Genomic DNA, 18126 nt, shown 5'->3' with positions numbered 1-18126 from the left:
GGGTGCGCGCATGAGTGCACAGCCGTCACTGCAACCGGCGCTTGGCGTGCGCGATTGGCGCACCCCGCTGGAACTGGTGTTCCTGGGAATCGTGTGGGGCTGCTCGTTCCTGTTCATGCGCGTGGCCGCGCCGCATTTCGGCGCCGCCGCACTGGTGGAAATTCGTCTCGCGCTGGGAGCCACGGTGTTGTTGCCGTTTTTGTGGGTGGCGCGCAGCCGCTTCCCGCTGCACCGTTGGCCGATGCTGGCCGCCATCGGCGTGCTCAACTCGGCCTTGCCGTTCCTGCTGTTCGCCTGGGGCGCGCAGCATGCGCCCGCGGCGGTGGGCGCTATCTGCAACGCGATGACGGTGTTGTTCACTGCCCTGATCGCGTTCGTGTTCTTTGGCGAACGCATCGGCACGCGCCGCGCGGTGGCACTGTTGATCGGCTTCATCGGCGTGCTGGTACTGGCCACCGGCAAGTCCGCCGGGCTCAGCGTGGGGCCGGCCGCGTTGGCCGGCGCCACCGCGTCGCTGCTGTATGGCATCGGCTACAACCTGGTGAAACGCCACATGGGCGATCTGCCGCCGGCAGCGTCGGCAGCCTCCACATTGGGGTGCAGTGCGCTGCTGCTGGCGCCGGTGGCGTGGTGGCAGTGGCCGAGCGCGCCGGTGCCGGCCGGCGCATGGGCCTGCGCCGGTGCATTGGGCGTGGTGTGCACCGGGCTGGCCTTCCTGATGTATTACCGCCTGATCCAGCGCATCGGCCCCGCGCGCGCCTCCACCGTCACCTATCTGGTGCCGGTGTTCGGCGCGCTGCTGGCCTGGGCACTCTTGGGCGAGGCACTGACCTGGACCATGCTGCTGGCCGCGGTATTGATCCTCGGCAGCGTGGCCTTCAGCCAACGCGCACGTTAAGCACCGGCAGTGTTCGAGGATTCGCAGCAATCCGCTGCTGCGAATCCCCATTCCCGATTCCCCATTCACGCCGCAGGCGGCGTCCGCACCGGCAGCGGCACATTGCACAGATCGATGTGCCCGGCCGGTCGCTTGTAGAAATCGTCCTTGCGGTTGCGGCGTGCTTCGGCCACGTCGCGGAAGGTCTGGCTGTCGGTGCGCAGTAATTGCAGCGGTGTGCGCTCGGGCAACGGCACCTCGCTGGCGAGCCGGATCGCGCGCAGCGTCGTGCGCTGTGCGGCGTCTTCGTAAAAGCCCATTGGATCAGGGCCGCGCGGAATCACGCTCAGCAGTTCCATGCCCTTGACCACGCGGCCGACCACGGTGATGTTGCGGTCCAGCTGACGGGGCGATTGCCCGGTGACCACGTAAAGCTCGGCGCCGATGCTGCTGTCTTCATCGTTGTTGCGGCCCGCGCCCAAGGTGCCATAGCAATGCGCCAGCCAGGTCTTGCCGCTGGCCGGATCGCGGCCCACCGGGAAACCCTCGACGAAGCCGACCTGCGGTGCCCAGCCGTCGCTGTCGGGCAGGCGCTGGAAATCCAGGCCCTGCGAGGCGCGTTCGAATTCGGCCGGCAGATGCGTCTTCGCCGATCCCAGTGACTTGGCCTTGGCCGGCGTCTCGCCGTCGGGGTCGCCGAACTGCACTACAAAATTGTCCTGCGAGCGATAGATGCTCAGCCCGTCCCAGAAGCGCTCATGCGCCAGGATACGGATGTTGCCCACATGCGCCGGCGCGAACTGCGGAGCCAGTTCGATGATCACCCGGCCGCTGTCCAGTTCCAGATACAGCGTGCGCTCGGGATCCGGGACGCGCCACGCGGAGGCGGGCGAGGCGTCGAGCAATTGCTGCGGGCTTCGGTAGGCAGCGCTGGCAGCGGTTGGCACCAACAGGGCGAGCAGGCAGGCAGAAGCGAGGGTGCGCAGAAGCATGAAGGCAGCCAGCGGGGAGGTGACTGATTCTTGCCGACGCGGCGCGCCAACGCAAAGGGCGGTGCGCTACCCATGCCATACGCCAGCAGCACAACGCCGGCACGAAGGCCGGCGTTGTGGTGATGCAAATGCAGCAGCGGCACGATAAATCAGCTGTCTGGACACAACCGGCTCAGCGCGCCGCCGATGCAACGTTGGAGCGGCTAACAAAACGGCGTCGTTGTTGCCAGCGGCTCTTAGTGGTTACGCACGTGCGGGCTGGTGTGGTGCTGTGCCGGCGCATGGTTGTTGCGGAACAGCGGGATCAGCTGCCACAGCGCAGACAGGCCGACCAGTGTGTACACCACGCGCGACAGGGCCGCGTCTTGTCCGCCGAACAGCGCGGCAACCAGATCGAATTGGAACAGGCCGACCAGGCCCCAGTTCAATCCGCCGACGATAAGAAGCACCAGGGTGATGACATTGATCGCTTTCATGGGAGGCAGTCCGTGTGTGGGTTTGGAGTGCCTAGATTCACCATCGCAGCGCAAATGCATCGTGAGCGTTTCAACGCTTCTTTTTGCATTGCAAAGACGCATCACTCACGTGTTGAGGACGGCAATCGACCTCGTCTGCGGCGTGCTGTGACACGCATTTCTCGCGCTCGTCAGCGCTGCGGTTTGCGCTTGATGTAGAGCTGCTTACGCACGCGTGCAACCACATCACCGCTGCGGTCGTGCACGTCGGTGTCGAACCAGTACAGGTATTTTTCGCCGCTCTCGGTGGCGCTGCGCAAGGTGTCGAGGATGGCGTTGTCGAGCACGAAGTCCGCGGTCACCGTGCCACGGCCGGGCTTGATGAAGTCGATGCTGCCGGCCTTGTCCCAGACGTAGTAATCGCGTCCCAGGTTCTGCATCACCAGCAGCATCCAGAACGGGTCGGTCATGGCGAACAGGCTGCCGCCGAAATGCGTGCCCACGTAGTTGCGGTTCCATGGCCGCTGGCGCAGCTCGACCCGCGTGTAGCGGTAATCGGCCGACAACACGGTGACGTGGATGCCCGCGAACAGGAACGGCGGCCACAGGTTGAGGCCGAATTTGAACAAGGGTGCGCGCATGCTCGACGTCAGCTCTCCAGGCCAGCGCCGAGAATAACATTCGTATGCGTATGGATTAATGCCGAAGGCACGTCGCGCTGCAGATGCGGCCGCGCCGGCCGGCATCTGCAGCGCGCAGGGATCAGAACAACAGCGCCGACATCTTGCGGCGGTAGCGGCCCACCAGGTCTTCGTCCTCGATCACGCGGAACGCATCGATCAGGCTGCGGCGCGGCAGGTTGTCTTCGAAACCGCGGTTCTGGCGCAGCATTTCCAGAAACTGCTCCAGCGCCGCTTCGTCGTCGCCTTCGAGCAAGTGACGGACCCCGAGCAGATGGCGCGCGTGCAGGTCGCTGCCATCGGCGGCCACCGTCGCCTGCAGAGCGGCGGCGTCGGGCGCATCCTTGAGCACGTTCGCAAAGCCCAGCCGCGCCTTGGCGCGCACGGCGCGGTCGTCGGTGGCCAGGTTGGCGGGCAGGGCGTCGATCAACTGCTCGGCCTCGAGCGTGTCGCCGGTCTTGAGCAGCGCCAACGCCAGGTCCAGCTTGAGTTCGTCCTTGTCCGGCTCGGCGGTGATCGCTTCACGCAGCGCGGCGACCTGCGCCTGCGGGTCCAGCGGCGCCAGCGGTACCTCTTCGGCCACCTGCGGCTCGGCCGGCAGCACGCCGTGCTGGGTCAGGAACTCGCGGATCTGGCCTTCCGGCATGGCGCCCGGGAAGCCGTCCACCAGTTCGCCACCCTTGACCAGGAACACGGTGGGAACCGAACGGATCTGGAAGGCTGCAGCGATCTGCTGCTCCTTGTCCACGTCGACCTTGGCCAGCTCGAAGGCGCCGTTGTAGTCGGCTGCCAGCTTTTCCAGGATCGGGGTCAACGATTTGCACGGCCCGCACCAGGTGGCCCAGAAGTCCACCAGCACCGGTGTCGTCAACGATTTCTGCAGGACCTCGGTCTCGAAGGTGTCGGTGGTGACATCGAATACATGCGCTTTGTCGGACATGGGTTTCCAGGAGAATGACGGCAACAGTGGACCGTAATGGTGGCAAACCCGGCCCAGACAAGGCCAGCGTTGCCGCCACCAGGGGTTCACGCCGCGCCCGCCGCGCATGACAATGCCGTGCTCTGGCGCGGTGCGCGCCGCGACGTGGAGCAGGGCAATGGCGATCATCGAGGGTTTGCAGCGGTATCTGGGCTTGATCGCCGCCACTGCCTTTGTGCTGGCAGTGGCCGGCTTCGGGGCCGCGCTTCCCGGCTACCTGCAGGGCAGCCACCCGGTGGCATTGCTGGGCGCAGCCGGGGTGCCGCATGCGCTGGGCTTCAATCTGCTGGCGTTCGTGCTGGTGGGCGGGCTGGGCATGGCCACCGGCATCAGCCTGCTCGCCCGCATGCCGCCCAAGGCCGGCTGGAGCCTGCGCGTGGGTGGGCAGTTGATCGTGCTGGCGGGCCTGGCCTTCATCGGCATGGGCCTGTTGCCGCTGGATCCCACCGACCTGGACGGGCGCGCCAGCCAGTCGCATGCCACCGCCTGGCTGCTGTGGGCGGTGGCCTTCGTGCCCGGCATGCTGTTGATTGCCGCGCAGTTGCTCAACCAGCCCGGCATGCGCGCGCTGGCCTGGCTGACCCTGGCCGCCGGCCTGCTGGTGGCGGTGCTCTCGTTCGGTCCGCCCGGGTTGCTGCGCCAGGCCGTGGCCCAGCGCGTGGCGTTCCTGGCCTGGGTGGGCTGGTTGGCGGTGGCGGGCTGGTCCTGGCCGGCGTTGGTGCGGTCGGGTAGCCGCCCGGTCTGAGCCAGCGGTTTGGAGCACCTGCTGCACTGCGGTACCCTGTACCGCTTTGCACCGCCCGAGCATCTGCTCCCAATGTCCACCGTCGAACCGAACGCCTACGACCCCCAGCAGGTCGAAACCTCCGCCCAGCAGTTCTGGGATGCCACCCGCGCCTTCCAGGTCGACGAGAACTCGGACAAACCGAAGTTCTATTGCCTGTCGATGCTGCCGTACCCCTCCGGTGCGCTGCACATGGGGCATGTGCGCAACTACACCATCTCCGACGTGGTCAGCCGCTACAAGCGCATGACCGGGCACAACGTGCTGCAGCCGATGGGATGGGATGCGTTCGGCCTGCCGGCCGAAAACGCCGCGATCAAGAACAAGACCGCGCCGGCCAAGTGGACCTACGCCAACATCGAACACATGCGCGCACAGCTGAAATCGCTGGGCTATGCGATCGACTGGTCGCGCGAGTTCGCTACCTGCACGCCGGACTATTACGTGCACGAGCAGCGCATGTTTACCCGGCTGATGCGCAAGGGCCTGGCCTATCGCCGCAACGCGGTGGTGAACTGGGACCCGATCGACCAGACCGTGTTGGCCAACGAGCAGGTCATCGATGGCCGCGGCTGGCGTTCCGGCGCGCTGGTGGAAAAACGCGAGATTCCGCAGTGGTTCCTGCGCATCACCGATTACGCGCAGGAATTGCTCGACGGCCTGGATCAGCTGGACGGCTGGCCGGATTCGGTCAAGACCATGCAGCGCAACTGGATCGGCCGCTCGGAAGGTTTGGAAATCCAGTTCGACGTGCGCGACACCACCGGTGCCGCGCTGGATCCGCTGCGCGTGTTCACCACCCGCCCGGACACCTTGATGGGCGTGACCTTTGTGTCCATCGCCGCCGAACATCCGCTGGCGCAGCACGCGGCCAAGTCCAATCCGGAACTGGCCAGCATGCTGGAGACGCTCAAGCACGGCGGCGTGTCCGAAGCCGAACTGGAAACCCAGGAAAAGCGCGGCATGGCCACCGGCCTGACCGCGGTGCATCCGATCAGCGGCGAGGAAGTGCCGGTGTGGGTGGCCAACTTCGTGCTGATGGGCTACGGCACCGGCGCGGTGATGGCGGTGCCGGGTCACGACCAGCGCGATTTCGAGTTCGCCAACAAGTACGGCCTGCCGATCGTGCAGGTGGTCAAGCTGCGCGAGCCGCGCAATGACGACGAACAGGCCTGGGATGCCACGCAGTGGCGCGACTGGTACACCGACAAGAGCCGCGAGCTGGAGTTGATCAACTCTGCCGAGTTCGATGGCCTCGATTACTACGGCGCCTTCGAAGCATTGGCCGAGCGCTTCGAGCGCAAGGGCCAGGGCCAGCGCCGCATCAATTACCGCCTGCGCGATTGGGGCGTGAGCCGCCAGCGCTATTGGGGCTGCCCGATTCCGGTGATCTACTGCGCCAAGTGCGGCGCGGTGCCGGTGCCGGAAGACCAGCTGCCGGTGGTGCTGCCGGAAAACGTGGAATTTGCCGGCACCGGTTCGCCGATCAAGACCGACCCCACCTGGCGCCAGACCACCTGCCCGGAGTGCGGCGGCCCGGCCGAGCGCGAAACCGACACCTTCGACACCTTCATGGAGTCGAGCTGGTACGTGGCGCGCTACACCAGCCCCAACGCACGCGACATGGTCGACCGCCGCGCCAACTACTGGATGCCGGCCGACCTGTACGTGGGCGGCATCGAGCACGCGATCCTGCACCTGATGTATTTCCGCTTCTATCACAAGCTCATGCGCGACGCGCGGCTGGTGGATAGCGACGAGCCGGTGACCAACCTGCTCACCCAGGGCATGGTCATCGCCGAGACGTTCTATCGCGACGCCGACAACGGCGGCAAGGACTGGATCAACCCGGCCGATGTGGAAATCCAGCGCGACGAGCGTGGGCGCGTGGTCGGCGCCAGCCTGATCGCCGATGGCCAGCCGGTTCATATCGGTGGCACCGAGAAAATGTCCAAGTCCAAGAACAACGGCGTGGACCCGCAGGCCATGGTGGCCAAGTACGGCGCCGACACCGTGCGCCTGTTCTCGATGTTCGCCGCACCGCCGGAGCAGTCGCTGGAATGGAACGAGGCCGGTGTCGACGGCATGGCGCGCTTCATGCGCCGGCTGTGGGTGCAGGTGCACAAGCATGTGGGCGAGGGCGCTGCCGCTGCATTGGATGTCGCCAGCCTGAGTGCCGAGCAGAAGGCGATCCGCCGCAAGACTCACGAGACCATCGGCAAGGTGGACGACGACTACGGCCGCCGCCACAGCTTCAACACCGCCATCGCCGCGGTGATGGAGTTGTTCAACGCGCTGGCCAAGTTCGACGACGCCAGTGCGCAGGGGCGCGCGGTGCGCCAGGAAGCGCTGGAAGCGATGGTGCTGCTGCTCAACCCGATCACCCCGCATGCCAGTCATGCGCTGTGGCAGGTGCTGGGCCGTGGCGAAACGCTGCTGGAAAACGTGCCGTTCCCGCAGGTCAACGCGGCGGCGCTGGTGCGTGACGCGCTGACGCTGGCGATCCAGGTCAACGGCAAGTTGCGGGGCACCATCGAGGTGGCCGCCGACGCAGCGCGCGAGCAGATCGAAGCACTGGCGCTGGCCGAGCCGAACGCGGCCAAGTTCCTGGAAGGCCTGAGCGTGCGCAAGATCATCATCGTGCCCGGCAAGATCGTGAATATCGTGGCGGGCTGAGTGCTGCGCAGTGCCGGGTTGCCAGGCCCGGTCCGGGCGATTTGCCGGATCGGCGCCTCGCGACGGTAGCTTAGGTTTTACCTGTGTTGCTGGCGATGCATTGCATTGGTAATTGGTAAGTCGCAATGCGCCGTTGCGGGTGGTGCCGCGTTTCGCGTGAGGAACTCCACTGGTGCGTGGTGACGCGCGCGGGGGGATTGCTCGGGCGGTTCACGGCAATCATCGCAATGACGCGTGGCGACGTTTGTCAGATCTGTTGCCGTGTTCCCGGTGATTCAGTTCATTGGCGCGTGGCGACGCGTTTTTCATTTCCGGGCGCCGCAATGTAGTGCGGCGCCCTCTCAAGCCCCGTTCACGCCGTCTCGGGCAGGCTAGCCGCCTGTTGCCGCCGCCGGGGCGCTCCTCCAGACTGTGCCCATGATCCGATTTCCTACTGCCTTCGCCGCCTCCCTCGTGCTTGTCTCGAGCCTCACCGCCTGCGGCTTCCACCTGCGCAATTCGTTGGCGCTGCCGCCGGATACGCCCGCGGTCAAGGTGCAGTCGGCGGTGCAGTACAGCGAACTGGCCAAACTGCTGCGCCGTGGCCTGAAGGCCGCCGGCGCCACCCTGGCCGACGAAGACGCCAAGAGCGGCTTTGCGCAGGTGCAGGTGCTGTCCGAGCGCTGGGGTGATCTGCCGATCGCCATCGACAGCCAGGGCCGTGCGCAGGAATACAGCCTGCGCTACGCGGCGATCTTCACCGTGACTACCGCCAACGGCGCGGTCCTGGTACCGCAGCAGGTGATCGAGCTGTCGCGTGATTACGTGTCGCCGCCGGTGGACGCCACCGGTACCGCGACCGAGCGCGAGATCCTGGCCGACGAGCTGCGCAAGGACATGTCCGCCTCGATCCTGCGCCGCATCGACAGCGTGGTGCGCGCCCGCGTGGAGCGCGGCGAATCGCTGGAAAGCACGCCCACCGCGCCGCTGCAGCCCAGCACCACGCCGCCGGTGCAGCCGTCCGGCACGCCGGAGTCGAGCGTGCCGGCCTCGCTGCCGCCCGCACCGCAGCCATCGAACAACAACTAAGCGCTCGCGCGCTTTTCGTCCATGGAACTACGCCCAGAGCAGCTGGCCGGCCAGTCCAGCCAGCCGTTGCAGCCGGTCTATCTGATTGCCGGCCCGGAAACCTTGCGTGTGCTGGAGGCCGCCGACGCGGTGCGCGCCCGCGCGCGCGCCGAAGGCATCAGCGAGCGCGAAGTGTTCGACGCCGACGGGCGTGAGTTCGACTGGAACCAGCTGGACGCCAGCTTCAATGCGCCCAGCCTGTTCAGCCCGCGCCGCCTGGTCGAAGTACGCATGCCCAGCGGCAAACCGGGCAAGGACGGCGCCGACGTCATCACCCGGTTCTGCGCCAACCCGCCGCCGGACGTGGTGCTACTGATCACCGCCAACGACTGGAGCAAGGCGCACCAGGGCAAATGGGCCGATGCGGTCGGGCGGATCGGCACCATCGCCGTGGCCTGGGCGATCAAGCCGCATGAATTGTCGGACTGGATCGAGCGCCGCCTGCGCAGCCAGGGCCTGCGTGCCGATGCGGCCGCGGTGCAGCGGCTGAGCGAGCGGGTGGAAGGCAACCTGCTGGCCGCCGCGCAGGAAATCGACAAGCTCGCCTTGCTGGCCGATGGCAAGGTGCTGGATCTGGAGGCGATGGAATCGCTGGTGGCCGATGCCGCCCGTTACGACGTCTTCCGCCTGGCCGAAACCACCTTCTCCGGGCAGCCGGCCGCGGTGGTGCGCATGCTCGCCGGCCTGCGCGCCGAAGGCGAGGCAGTCGCGGCGCTGATGCCCATCCTGATCAAGGAATTGCTGCGCACCGCCTCCCTGGCCAAGGTGCAGGCGGGCGGCGGCAACTTGGGCGCCGAAATGAAGGCCCAGGGCATTTGGGAATCCCGCCAGGCACCGTTCAAGCGCGCCTTGCAACGGCATCCTGAGCCGCGCCGGTGGGAACGCTTCGTCGCCGAGGCCGGGCTGGTCGACCGCATGGCCAAAGGCCGCGCCGAGGGTGACCCCTGGGTGGCGCTGGAACGCCTGCTGGTCGCTGTCGCCGAAGCCCGCGCGGTGAGATTGCTAGCATGACAGCGGGGCAGGCCGGAACTGCTGAGCGGGGCGCCGGCTCCGCAGAGCGAGAGCCTCCAACCGCAGCGCAAGGCGCACGGCCGGTACCTCCCACCCGCGTCGCTCCAACGTCACCAGCCACCAACGCGCAGGCCGCCGCGTCAGACCCGCTTCTTTCCGAATCCCAAATCCCCGATCCCGAATCCCGGTCCCACACCGATTCCCGATTGCCGATTCCCGATTCCCGCCCCAAGCTCCACCTCTACTACGGCGGCACCTTCGACCCGATCCATCTCGGCCACCTGGCCATTGCCTGCGCCGCACGCGATGCGCTCGGCGCGCAGGTGCATCTGGTGCCGGCCGCAGACCCGCCACATCGCCCCGCGCCCGGCGCCACTGCCGCGCAGCGCACCCGCATGCTGGAGCTGGCCCTGGCCGATCTCCCTGGGTTGCTGCTGGATACCCGCGAGGTGCGCCGCGCCGCGCAGGGCGGGGCGCCGTCCTACACGGTGGACACCCTGCACGAGGTGCGCGCCCAGCTTGGGCCCGCCACGCCCATCGCCTGGCTGCTGGGTGCCGACGCCTTTGTGGGCCTGCCCGGCTGGCACGAGTGGAGCGAACTCTTTGGGCTGGCGCATCTGGTGATCGCTGCGCGCCCCGGCACGGCGTTGGAGCTGGCCGATGCGCCGGTGCTGGCACAGGCGGTGCAGGGCCGATGGGCCACGGACGCGCGCGACCTGCTCACCGCACCGGCCGGTCGGCTATGGCGGCTGCCGCATCCGTTGCGCGGCGAATCGGCCAGCGCGGTGCGCAGCCGCATCGCCTCCGGTGGTCAATGGCAGGAGCTGGTGCCGCCGGCGGTTGCCGCATTGATCGCCGAGGAAGGCCTGTATGGCTGCGTTCGGCCGGCTAGCTGAACACGCGAGCGGCCGGACTTGCCTATAATTCACCCAAATCTATCGAGTTGCCTGCTTTGACCAGCCAAGCCCAAGTCATCAAGACCTCCATTCCGAACCCGCCGCCGTCCGTGCCGGCCCTGTTGGCCACCGTGCGTGAGGCCGTCGAGGAGCTGAAAGCCAAGGACGTGGTCGAGATCGACGTGCGCGGCAAGTCCAGCGTCTGCGATTACATGGTGGTGGCATCGGGCACCTCGACCCGCCACGTGAAATCGATCGCCGAAGAAGTGGTGAAGTTCGCCAAGCGTCTGGACGTGATGCCGCTGGGCGTGGAAGGCGAGCGCGAGGCAGAGTGGGTGCTGGTGGACCTGGGCGATGTGGTGGTGCATGTGATGCTGCCGCGCGTGCGCGAGTTCTATGCGCTGGAGCGCTTGTGGACTGTTGGCGACCAGCGTCCGTCCGATCTGGAAGAGGCGGACGACGAGCAGGCTTAAGTCTGCGCACCTGCGTCACAGCAACGAACGGCGCCCTCGGGCGCCGTTCGTGTTTGCGCGTGGTCGGGCGGCTTACAGCGGCCCGCGCTCCCATGGGCCGGTGATGGCCAGGGTGATCCCCGGGGTCTGGATGTTGACGAACAGCGTCTGCGCCAGCGGATCCCAGCAGGCGCCGCAGAACTCGGTGTCGCGGTAGTCGCCCTCGGCAATGGTCTTGCCGGCATCGGCGATCTGCTGCGAGGTCAGCTGCACGTTGTTCTTGGCTAGATAGAACGACTCACCGTTGCGGGTCAGGCCCAGCAGACGCGCGCCCGGGCCGTATTCGTCCGGGCTCTCGCCGCCGTCTTCGCACAGCACCACGCCACCGCGCGCGCTGACGGTGACGTTGTCCGGGTTATGCGCCGCCAGCTGGTTGCCGCTGACGAACAGCGCGCTGAGCCGCTGGGTAAACAGGTCCAGCACCCACACCGCGCCATTGCCGTAGCCGCGCCGGCCCTGTGCATCCACGCCGGTGCTGGTGTCGACAATGAACAGCTTGCCGTAGCTGTACCAGATGCCTTCGCCGCGGCTCATGCGCAGGGCGCCATCGGCCCAGGCCTGCGCGAACGGGCCGCTCAGGGTGTCGTTGGCGCCGATATCGGCAAAGCCCGCCGGTGCGGCGATGCTGTCCAGATCCGGCTCTTCGATGTCGACCCATTCCAGCTGGAACTGCTGGCCGATGCTGGCCACGGTGAGGTCGGCGTTGCGCTTGCCACGCACGCGCGCGGCCTGCAGCCGGCCGCCGTTCTCCAGCGAGCCGTTGCGGCCGCGGCGGTCGTTGGGAATGAAGCGGTACAACCCGGCCTTGTTGCGGTCGTCTTCGGTGAGATAGACGATGCCGGTGCGCGGGTCGATCGCTACCGCCTCATGGCTGAAGCGGCCCAGCCCGACCAGCGGCCGGCCGGTGGTGCGGTGGCTGTCCGGGTCCACTTCGAACACGTAGCCGTGCTTGCGCCCGGTGCTGGAGACCGCATTGGTCTTGATCTCTTCGCAGCTCAGCCAGGTGCCCCACGGCGTCGGACCGCCGGCGCAATTGACCAGGGTGCCGCCCAGGCTCGGTTCCAGGCTGCCCCAGCCGCGCCGCCCATAACTCAGCGTGGTGGTGCCGCCGCCGGCCTGCGCGGTGCCGCTGACGATGCCGGTGTCGTACATCGCCGGCGCACGGAACTGGCTGGCGGCGCCACGCTCGTGATTGCGGATCAGCACGTATTCCAGGCCGCGCAGGCCATCGGTGCCGGGGCGCCAGCCGGGCCGACGCAGGCTGACCACGGCCATGCCGTCATGCCGGTCAGGGCAGGGTTGGCCATCGTCCATGCGGTCGCCGCTCCAACCGAACGAGCGGTAGCTGAAGCCGCGCGGCAGCTGCAGCAAGGGCAGGCCGGTGCTCTGGTCGGCGACCGGCGCGAGCGGGCCGTAACGGCTGGGCACCGGCGCCAGGCGCATGGAGGGCGTGGTAGCGGCCTGGGCCTGGCGCGACTGCAATGCGCTCAAGCTGCCAAGGGCACCGGCGGCCATCACGGCGGCGCTGCCTTTGAGGACCTGGCGACGGGCGGGATCGAAAACATGCATCGAACGACTCCTGCGGGCTGGGTGGTCGGGCGACACTAATTGCCGCCTGTAACCACGCCATGACACACAACGGCAAATCGCCACGGACTGCCCAGGCTGTGACGCGGATATCATGTACGGATGAAATGCCGACTCATCGCCACCGGCGAGCGCGCACCGGCCTGGGTGGCGCAGGGCTTTGCCGAATATCAGAAACGTCTCTCGCACTGGATGCCACTGGAGCTGGTCGAGATCGAACCCGGCCTGCGCGGCAAGGGCCGCGACGCGCAACGCGCCATCGACGACGAAGGGCGCCGCGTGCTGGCGGCCCTTCCCAAGAATGCGCATGTGGTCGCGCTCGATGTGCCCGGGCGCCCGCTCAGTTCCGAACAGCTGGCGCAGCGCATGGAACATTGGCGCGGACAGGGCCGCGATCTGGCCTTTTTGATCGGCGGGCCCGAGGGCCATGCCGCCGACGTGGTGAAGAGCGCCAACGAGAGCTGGTCGATCGGCCCGCTGACGTTGCCGCACATGCTGGTGCGCCTGATCGTCGCCGAGCAGCTCTACCGCGCGGCCGCAATGCTGGCCAATCATCCTTACCATCGCGCGTAGCGCTGTCATGGCACGTGCTGTGCAGCTGGCCTGATCAGCGCAACCGAGCGCAGATTGTGCAGCGTCCAGCTTGATGCACTCGGCAGTTGCGGCCTGCTTGTACATGCGTCGTCGCGGTTTTAAGCAGGCAGGGCATCCTCACCATCGCGCGTCATGGCGTCATGGCGAGCACTGTGCAGCTAACTTCATCAAGTGCTTGGTCGCCGATTGTGCTGTGTCCAGATGGAGATGTTCGGCAGTCGCGTCCAGCGTGTACCAAGCGTCGTCGCCGTGCTGATCATGCCGGTGGGGATGACGCCTGGTCACTAGCCGGTCCCGTGTTGGTCGCTTCAAACCTGTTGATGTGGCAGGTCATCGCCTGCGTTCCCTGGATGACGCACAAGGCCACCGACACGGCAGCGTCGGTGGTTACGCTTGCTGCCGAGCGCGCATGCCTGCTCGGCAGGAGGGTCGGCATGTGGAGATTGGCAGCAGTGCGGCGGCTGCAGTGCAGGCCGCCGCGTCGGTCAACGCTTCAATTCAACGAAAAGCTCACCGGCACCAACCCGTAGGCCTGTACCGCCTGGCCGTTCTGCATTGCCGGCTGGAAGCGCCAGCTGCGCAGTACCTGGCTACGCGCGGCCAGATCGAGCGCGCGGTGACCGCTACTGGTCTGCACGCTCACTTCGGCCGGGCGGCCGTCGGTACCGACCAGCACGCGCAGCATCACCGTGCCCTGTTGCCCGGCGCGCAGTGCCGCCACCGGATAGCTCGGTGCGGGCGCGCTGAGATAGTGCAATTGCCCGGCGTCCACCGGCCCGCTTGAAGGGGGGGCGGCCGGGGCGCTGATGGTCGGCGCCGTATCCGACACTGCCTCCAACGCCACGTGCGCGGTGTCGACCACCGCTGTCTGCGTCACCGATGGCTGCTTCACCACCGGATCGGCAATGAGAGGAGTACGGGTGCTGGGCGCCTTGAACTTCACCTCGACCGGAAACATGGTCGGCGGCGGGGGCGTCGCCGGCACGGTGATCGGCATCAGCCAGCGCTCCTTCGGCGTGGGCGGTTGCATGACTTGGTGGTGCGACAACGGGATCAACAACAAGCCACCGGCCAGCAGATGCAGCGCCACGGCCGTGCTCATCGCCAGGACGCGCGAGGTGTCGATGCCAAGGGGACGGGAAGAAACCTGCGATTGCGTGCGAACCATCATCCACCTCCAAAACGGAACTGCGGAAAGGACCAGCGCGGCCCGGACGCACTACACCATCCGGTAGCGTAGGTTTACCGCAGCGCGCACGGCTGCACAAGCGACGCGTGGTGGCGACTGCAAGCAGCCCGGTCGATCGTGGGTGGAATGGTGCGTGGGCAATCGGCGCCATGCCCGCTTGCGTGAAGCGTGGGAGGTGCCGCCGTGTTGCTCGATGCGTCAGGAAGGTGCGAGCGGCTGTGGGCGTGCTTGCGCCCCGCGCACCTCATTGACCAGTAGCCGCGGTGCCTAGTTAGCGTGCCGCCGCCGTCGATTGGCTGCAACGACGCGTGCTGAAAACAATCCATTGGCCGCATGCAAACACCGACGCGAGCAGTGGCGATCAAGAAAAGCCCAGCCCCTCCCGGGGCTGGGGAAACGACAGTGACGGGAGAGACGTCAGTAGTCGTACGACACCGAGAACATGGCGTAGCGGGGCTGGGTGAAGAACGCGCCCATGCCATAGGTGTTGGAGAGGGTGAAGGCGCCGTCCTCCCAGGTGGAATCGACCTGCAGCGGCTTGCGCTCGTTGAAGATATTGAAGGCCTGCAGCGTCATGGCGAGCTTGTTGTCGGCGAACGCGGGGCGATAGGTCAGGCCCAGGTCGACGATCTTGGTCCACGGCAAGCGGCCGGCATCGCCCGGACGCGAGGGCTGGCCATTGCAGATGTGGTGGGCCGAGCCGTAACCGATTGGATCGCCAGCGTCGGAATCTTCGCTTATGCCATTGATGCTGACGTAGCCAAGGCATGACTTCGGCGTGCCCGACAGGATGCGGATGTTGCCGGCAATCAACCACTCCGGTGCGATCTGATACGAGCCGTACAGCTTGATCTGATGGCGACGGTCGTTGGCCAGATAGCCGCCGGAATACCACATCAATGCAGCGGCATCCCAGTCCTGCGTCTTGGAGACATCGGTCTGGCCGATATCGGATTTGATCTGGCCTTCGGTGTTGCCGAAATTGCGCGACCAGGTGTAGTCGATGCGGCCTTCCCATTTGCCGTCGAACGGATGCTGCAGGAACAGGTCCACGGCCAGATACGTGCGCTTGGCCTTCTTGTCGAAGCCCCAGTCCGATGGCGACATCGACACCGACGTGCGACCGGAACCATCCAGGTTGGCTAGGCTGAAGGAATTGGTTTCGCCGGGATTGAAGATGATGCAGCCGGGTACGTTGACGCTGTCCGGATCGATCCCCGAGGCCGTGAGCTTGGTGCGCATCCGGTCGGCATCGCAGACGTCGTCGATGGTGGCGCCCAGCGTGCGGTAGGTGGCCTTGGCGCCGGTGACCCAGTTCTCGCCCAGCGTCTTGTCGAAGCCGAGCATGAACTCGTCCTGGTACATCGATTTGAGGTCGGTGGCGGCGATGCCGGCGGCATCCGGTGCCTGGCCGCATTCCAGGCCGGCCGACACGATATTGCCGGAGCAGGTGAATCCTGCGGACGGGTCGACCGCCACCGGCGTCAGCCCGGTGGGATTGCCTTGGGCATCGATGCCGCTGTAGGTGAAATACTCGTTGGTAAACGTGGACGGCGAGGCGCCACGGATCGCAACGCTGTTGGGCAGTGCCAAGTAGTAGCGGCCTGCATTGCCATACACCTTGAGCGACGAATCGCCGAACACGTCCCAGCTCATGCCCAAACGCGGCGCCCATTGGTCGCCACTGGACACGTAGGCCACACCGGCATCATTGAAGTTGGTGAACTTGTCGTTGCGAATGCCCAGCGTCAGCAGCAGCGTATCGGTGACCTGCCATTTGTCTTCGAGAAAATAGGCTTTTTGTTCCACCGACATGCTGGTCGCGGTATTGAAAACGGTCTGATTGACGAAATAGCCATTGCCGCCTGCCGGGCCAACGCCGAGCCCGGCCCTGATCGGCGAGGTCGGGCGCGAGGAACGGCCATACGTCCAGGTGTAGCCAGGGCCGGTGGTGATCACGCCTTCGTTGCTGGCATCGAAGTGCATGTTGTCCACACCGGCGGTCAGGGTGTGGGCACCCAACACATACTCCAGATCGATCCGCAAACCACGCGTGGTGTTTTCGCCATCCCGGGCCTGGCTGGAGGTCTGGTTGTTGCGGATTTCCTGGCCGCCAGTGATGGCCGGATCCTGCAGGTTCGTCCCGGAAAGACGTGCTGCAGTACTGGGATTGTTGCGGAAGTCGGTCTGCCTGCTCTTGCCGTATGTCGCGCTCAAGGTCAGGTCATCGGTGATGTAGCTGGTGTACTTGCCGATGTAGTAACGGTCGTTGACCTTGACGGTATCGGCGAAGGCGCCGGCGGCATCGCCACCCAGGCCTTCGTAGCCCAGAAAGTCGCTGTAGGCGCCGCCTTCGCGGTAATTGTTTTTGATGCCGGTGAGTTCGAGGATGTTGCTGTCGTTGATGTTCCAGTCGACCTTGGCGTAGACCTTCGGCTCATCGATGCGGTAGTTGTTGCGGCCAATCACCGGGTCGTCGCGGCGCGCCGTCGTCACACCTTCGCTGCGCTCCTGCTCGGCGGCCACGAAAACGAACAAGCGGTCTTCGATCAGCGGGCCGCCGGCATACACGCTGTACACCGTGTTCCAGAACTGGTCGTCCTTGCGGCTGCGGTACAAGCTGCCCGGCAGCGTTGGGTCGCTGTATTCATACCCGTCTGGCGGCGTGGTCGAGGGATAGAACACGTTCTTGTTGTCGCTGGACAGCGACTTCGGGCGCCACAGCACTTGTGCACCGAAATGCCATTCGTTGGTGCCGCGCTTGCCGACCTGGCTGAGCACGCCGCCGGCCGAACGCCCGTAACGCGCGCTGTAGCCACCGGTATAGGTTTCCTGTTGATCGATGGCACCGAACGGCAGGGTGACGCCGCCGATGTTGGTCAACGGATTGGAGGTCAGATACCCGTTGAGGTAGTAGGCGTTTTCGGTGACGCCTGCGCCACCGAAGGAAATGGCGTTGCCGAAATAGCCGCTGCCCTGAACGGCGCCGGGCGACAGCAGTGCGATCGCTTCGCCGGAGCGCGCCAGGGGCAGGCGTTGCAGTTGCTCGGCGGTGATGACCGTCCGCGACGCAGTGGCGGACACATCCACCGGCGAGATGTTCTTGCCGGTCACCGTGATGGTGCCCAGCGTGGCGGCATCGCTGGACCCCGGATTGCCGCCGAAGGACACATCGGTGCCGGCGCCGACCCGCAGCGCGATGTCCTTGCGTGTTTCCACCGCCGCTCCGTCACGTTGCAAGGTGACGGTGTAGGTGCCGACTGGCAGGTTGCCGATGGTGTAGCGCCCGTTCGCATCCACCGTTGCGGTGCGGGTGAAGCCGGTATTGCTCTGCACCGTCACACTGGCGCCGGCGCCGGCTGCCACCGTGCCATAAATACCGGCGGTGGTGCTTTGCGCCGCGGCAGTACCGCTCGCCAGGATGCCTACGGCACCGCTGAGTGCCAGCGCGAGCACACTGATTCGGCGGTAACGTGCGCGCGAGGGCTGCAACGAACGGTGCACGGCGGGATGGCGGGTCATCTCTCTCTCCAGATGAGCGCCGCCAACGAATGTGACGGTGCGCTGACATCCGATGCTAGAGAGCGGTCGCGTTCGCTTAAAGAAAGATTTCTCTGAATTTCATGCGTCTTTAAGCACAACCGTCAGAATTGTCCTATTCATCTTGCAAACGGCTGCACGTTGCAGCCGCGCGATGGGCATGCGTTCACCGGCGAACGCAGCCAAGCTACGACGCTGGCGGACCAACAGGCAAAAAAAACTGCCCATGACGGGCAGTTTTTCGAGT

At 66.1% G+C, this 18126-nt stretch carries 15 protein-coding genes; 8 read left to right on the top strand and 7 right to left on the bottom strand.

The annotated features are described in order from the left end of the window. Positions 1 to 10: 10 nt before the first annotated feature. Positions 11 to 898 carry a DMT family transporter gene (locus ACCQ01_RS14675; protein ID WP_042598285.1) on the top strand — a complete coding sequence of 296 codons (888 nt, stop codon included), beginning with the start codon at positions 11 to 13 and terminating at the stop codon, positions 896 to 898. Between the two features lie 65 nt (positions 899 to 963). Here ACCQ01_RS14675 and ACCQ01_RS14670 read toward each other — a convergent pair whose 3' ends face one another. The 4 genes from ACCQ01_RS14670 to trxA form a co-directional block, all read right to left on the bottom strand. Then, positions 964 to 1869 (bottom strand): peptidylprolyl isomerase, encoded by a 906-nt coding sequence (locus tag ACCQ01_RS14670; protein ID WP_228431748.1) that lies wholly within the window; start codon positions 1867 to 1869, stop codon positions 964 to 966. A 236-nt stretch (positions 1870 to 2105) separates the two neighbouring features. Further along, the gene (locus ACCQ01_RS14665; protein WP_042598290.1) at positions 2106 to 2345 is read right to left on the bottom strand and encodes a DUF378 domain-containing protein; all 240 of its coding nucleotides are present in this window, start codon (positions 2343 to 2345) and stop codon (positions 2106 to 2108) included. A gap of 170 nt (positions 2346 to 2515) precedes the next feature. Beyond that, the gene (locus ACCQ01_RS14660; protein ID WP_228431749.1) at positions 2516 to 2965 is read right to left on the bottom strand and encodes a DUF4442 domain-containing protein; all 450 of its coding nucleotides are present in this window, start codon (positions 2963 to 2965) and stop codon (positions 2516 to 2518) included. 121 nt (positions 2966 to 3086) lie between these two features. Continuing rightward, positions 3087 to 3944: a thioredoxin gene (gene trxA / locus ACCQ01_RS14655; RefSeq protein ID WP_042598294.1), complete on the bottom strand. Its 858-nt coding sequence runs from the start codon at positions 3942 to 3944 to the stop codon at positions 3087 to 3089. A gap of 157 nt (positions 3945 to 4101) precedes the next feature. Between trxA and ACCQ01_RS14650 the strand changes: the two genes are divergently transcribed. The 6 genes from ACCQ01_RS14650 (at position 4102) to rsfS (ending at position 10930) form a co-directional block, all read left to right on the top strand. After that, positions 4102 to 4728, top strand: coding sequence for a DUF998 domain-containing protein (locus ACCQ01_RS14650; RefSeq protein ID WP_228431750.1), 627 nt, complete (start codon positions 4102 to 4104; stop codon positions 4726 to 4728). Positions 4729 to 4800: 72 nt separating this feature from the next. Beyond that, positions 4801 to 7443 (top strand): leucine--tRNA ligase, encoded by a 2643-nt coding sequence (gene leuS, locus ACCQ01_RS14645; RefSeq protein ID WP_228431751.1) that lies wholly within the window; start codon positions 4801 to 4803, stop codon positions 7441 to 7443. A 417-nt stretch (positions 7444 to 7860) separates the two neighbouring features. Beyond that, positions 7861 to 8511, top strand: coding sequence for an LPS-assembly lipoprotein LptE (locus tag ACCQ01_RS14640; RefSeq protein WP_115001014.1), 651 nt, complete (start codon positions 7861 to 7863; stop codon positions 8509 to 8511). 21 nt (positions 8512 to 8532) lie between these two features. Beyond that, on the top strand, positions 8533 to 9561 hold the full coding sequence (holA, locus tag ACCQ01_RS14635) for a DNA polymerase III subunit delta (RefSeq protein WP_076054624.1): 1029 nt from the start codon (positions 8533 to 8535) through the stop codon (positions 9559 to 9561). After that, on the top strand, positions 9558 to 10457 hold the full coding sequence (nadD, locus tag ACCQ01_RS14630; RefSeq protein ID WP_228431752.1) for a nicotinate-nucleotide adenylyltransferase: 900 nt from the start codon (positions 9558 to 9560) through the stop codon (positions 10455 to 10457). Before holA ends, nadD begins: the two co-directional genes overlap by 4 nt. Positions 10458 to 10513: 56 nt before the next feature. After that, on the top strand, positions 10514 to 10930 hold the full coding sequence (gene rsfS, locus ACCQ01_RS14625; RefSeq protein ID WP_014508300.1) for a ribosome silencing factor: 417 nt from the start codon (positions 10514 to 10516) through the stop codon (positions 10928 to 10930). A 72-nt stretch (positions 10931 to 11002) separates the two neighbouring features. On the opposite strand, the gene ACCQ01_RS14620 is transcribed toward rsfS, so the two are convergent. Then, positions 11003 to 12538, bottom strand: a complete 1536-nt coding sequence (locus tag ACCQ01_RS14620) for an alkaline phosphatase PhoX (RefSeq protein WP_011037744.1) — start codon at positions 12536 to 12538, stop codon at positions 11003 to 11005. A gap of 120 nt (positions 12539 to 12658) precedes the next feature. Between ACCQ01_RS14620 and rlmH the strand changes: the two genes are divergently transcribed. Further along, positions 12659 to 13129: a 23S rRNA (pseudouridine(1915)-N(3))-methyltransferase RlmH gene (rlmH, locus tag ACCQ01_RS14615; RefSeq protein ID WP_011037743.1), complete on the top strand. Its 471-nt coding sequence runs from the start codon at positions 12659 to 12661 to the stop codon at positions 13127 to 13129. Between the two features lie 514 nt (positions 13130 to 13643). On the opposite strand, the gene ACCQ01_RS14610 is transcribed toward rlmH, so the two are convergent. Next, a complete protein-coding gene (locus ACCQ01_RS14610; protein ID WP_115005922.1) occupies positions 13644 to 14321 on the bottom strand; it encodes an energy transducer TonB in 678 nt (225 codons plus the stop codon). A gap of 435 nt (positions 14322 to 14756) precedes the next feature. Then, positions 14757 to 17861, bottom strand: coding sequence for a TonB-dependent receptor (locus ACCQ01_RS14605; RefSeq protein ID WP_228431753.1), 3105 nt, complete (start codon positions 17859 to 17861; stop codon positions 14757 to 14759). Between the last annotated feature and the right edge of the window lie 265 nt (positions 17862 to 18126).

It is taken from the genome of Xanthomonas sp. NCPPB 4037 (genome assembly GCF_041475695.2).
Taxonomy (GTDB): Bacteria; Pseudomonadota; Gammaproteobacteria; order Xanthomonadales; family Xanthomonadaceae; genus Xanthomonas; species Xanthomonas campestris.
This window is presented reverse-complemented; position numbering and strand designations above follow the sequence as displayed.

Coding starts and splice junctions, on each gene's coding strand:
- ACCQ01_RS14675 (WP_042598285.1), top strand. CDS start 11: ATGAGTGCACAGCCGTCACTGCAACCGGCGCTTGGCGTGCGCGATTGG.
- ACCQ01_RS14670 (WP_228431748.1), bottom strand. CDS start 1,869: ATGCTTCTGCGCACCCTCGCTTCTGCCTGCCTGCTCGCCCTGTTGGTG.
- ACCQ01_RS14665 (WP_042598290.1), bottom strand. CDS start 2,345: ATGAAAGCGATCAATGTCATCACCCTGGTGCTTCTTATCGTCGGCGGA.
- ACCQ01_RS14660 (WP_228431749.1), bottom strand. CDS start 2,965: ATGCGCGCACCCTTGTTCAAATTCGGCCTCAACCTGTGGCCGCCGTTC.
- trxA (WP_042598294.1), bottom strand. CDS start 3,944: ATGTCCGACAAAGCGCATGTATTCGATGTCACCACCGACACCTTCGAG.
- ACCQ01_RS14650 (WP_228431750.1), top strand. CDS start 4,102: ATGGCGATCATCGAGGGTTTGCAGCGGTATCTGGGCTTGATCGCCGCC.
- leuS (WP_228431751.1), top strand. CDS start 4,801: ATGTCCACCGTCGAACCGAACGCCTACGACCCCCAGCAGGTCGAAACC.
- ACCQ01_RS14640 (WP_115001014.1), top strand. CDS start 7,861: ATGATCCGATTTCCTACTGCCTTCGCCGCCTCCCTCGTGCTTGTCTCG.
- holA (WP_076054624.1), top strand. CDS start 8,533: ATGGAACTACGCCCAGAGCAGCTGGCCGGCCAGTCCAGCCAGCCGTTG.
- nadD (WP_228431752.1), top strand. CDS start 9,558: ATGACAGCGGGGCAGGCCGGAACTGCTGAGCGGGGCGCCGGCTCCGCA.
- ACCQ01_RS14620 (WP_011037744.1), bottom strand. CDS start 12,538: ATGCATGTTTTCGATCCCGCCCGTCGCCAGGTCCTCAAAGGCAGCGCC.
- rlmH (WP_011037743.1), top strand. CDS start 12,659: ATGAAATGCCGACTCATCGCCACCGGCGAGCGCGCACCGGCCTGGGTG.
- ACCQ01_RS14610 (WP_115005922.1), bottom strand. CDS start 14,321: ATGATGGTTCGCACGCAATCGCAGGTTTCTTCCCGTCCCCTTGGCATC.
- ACCQ01_RS14605 (WP_228431753.1), bottom strand. CDS start 17,861: ATGACCCGCCATCCCGCCGTGCACCGTTCGTTGCAGCCCTCGCGCGCA.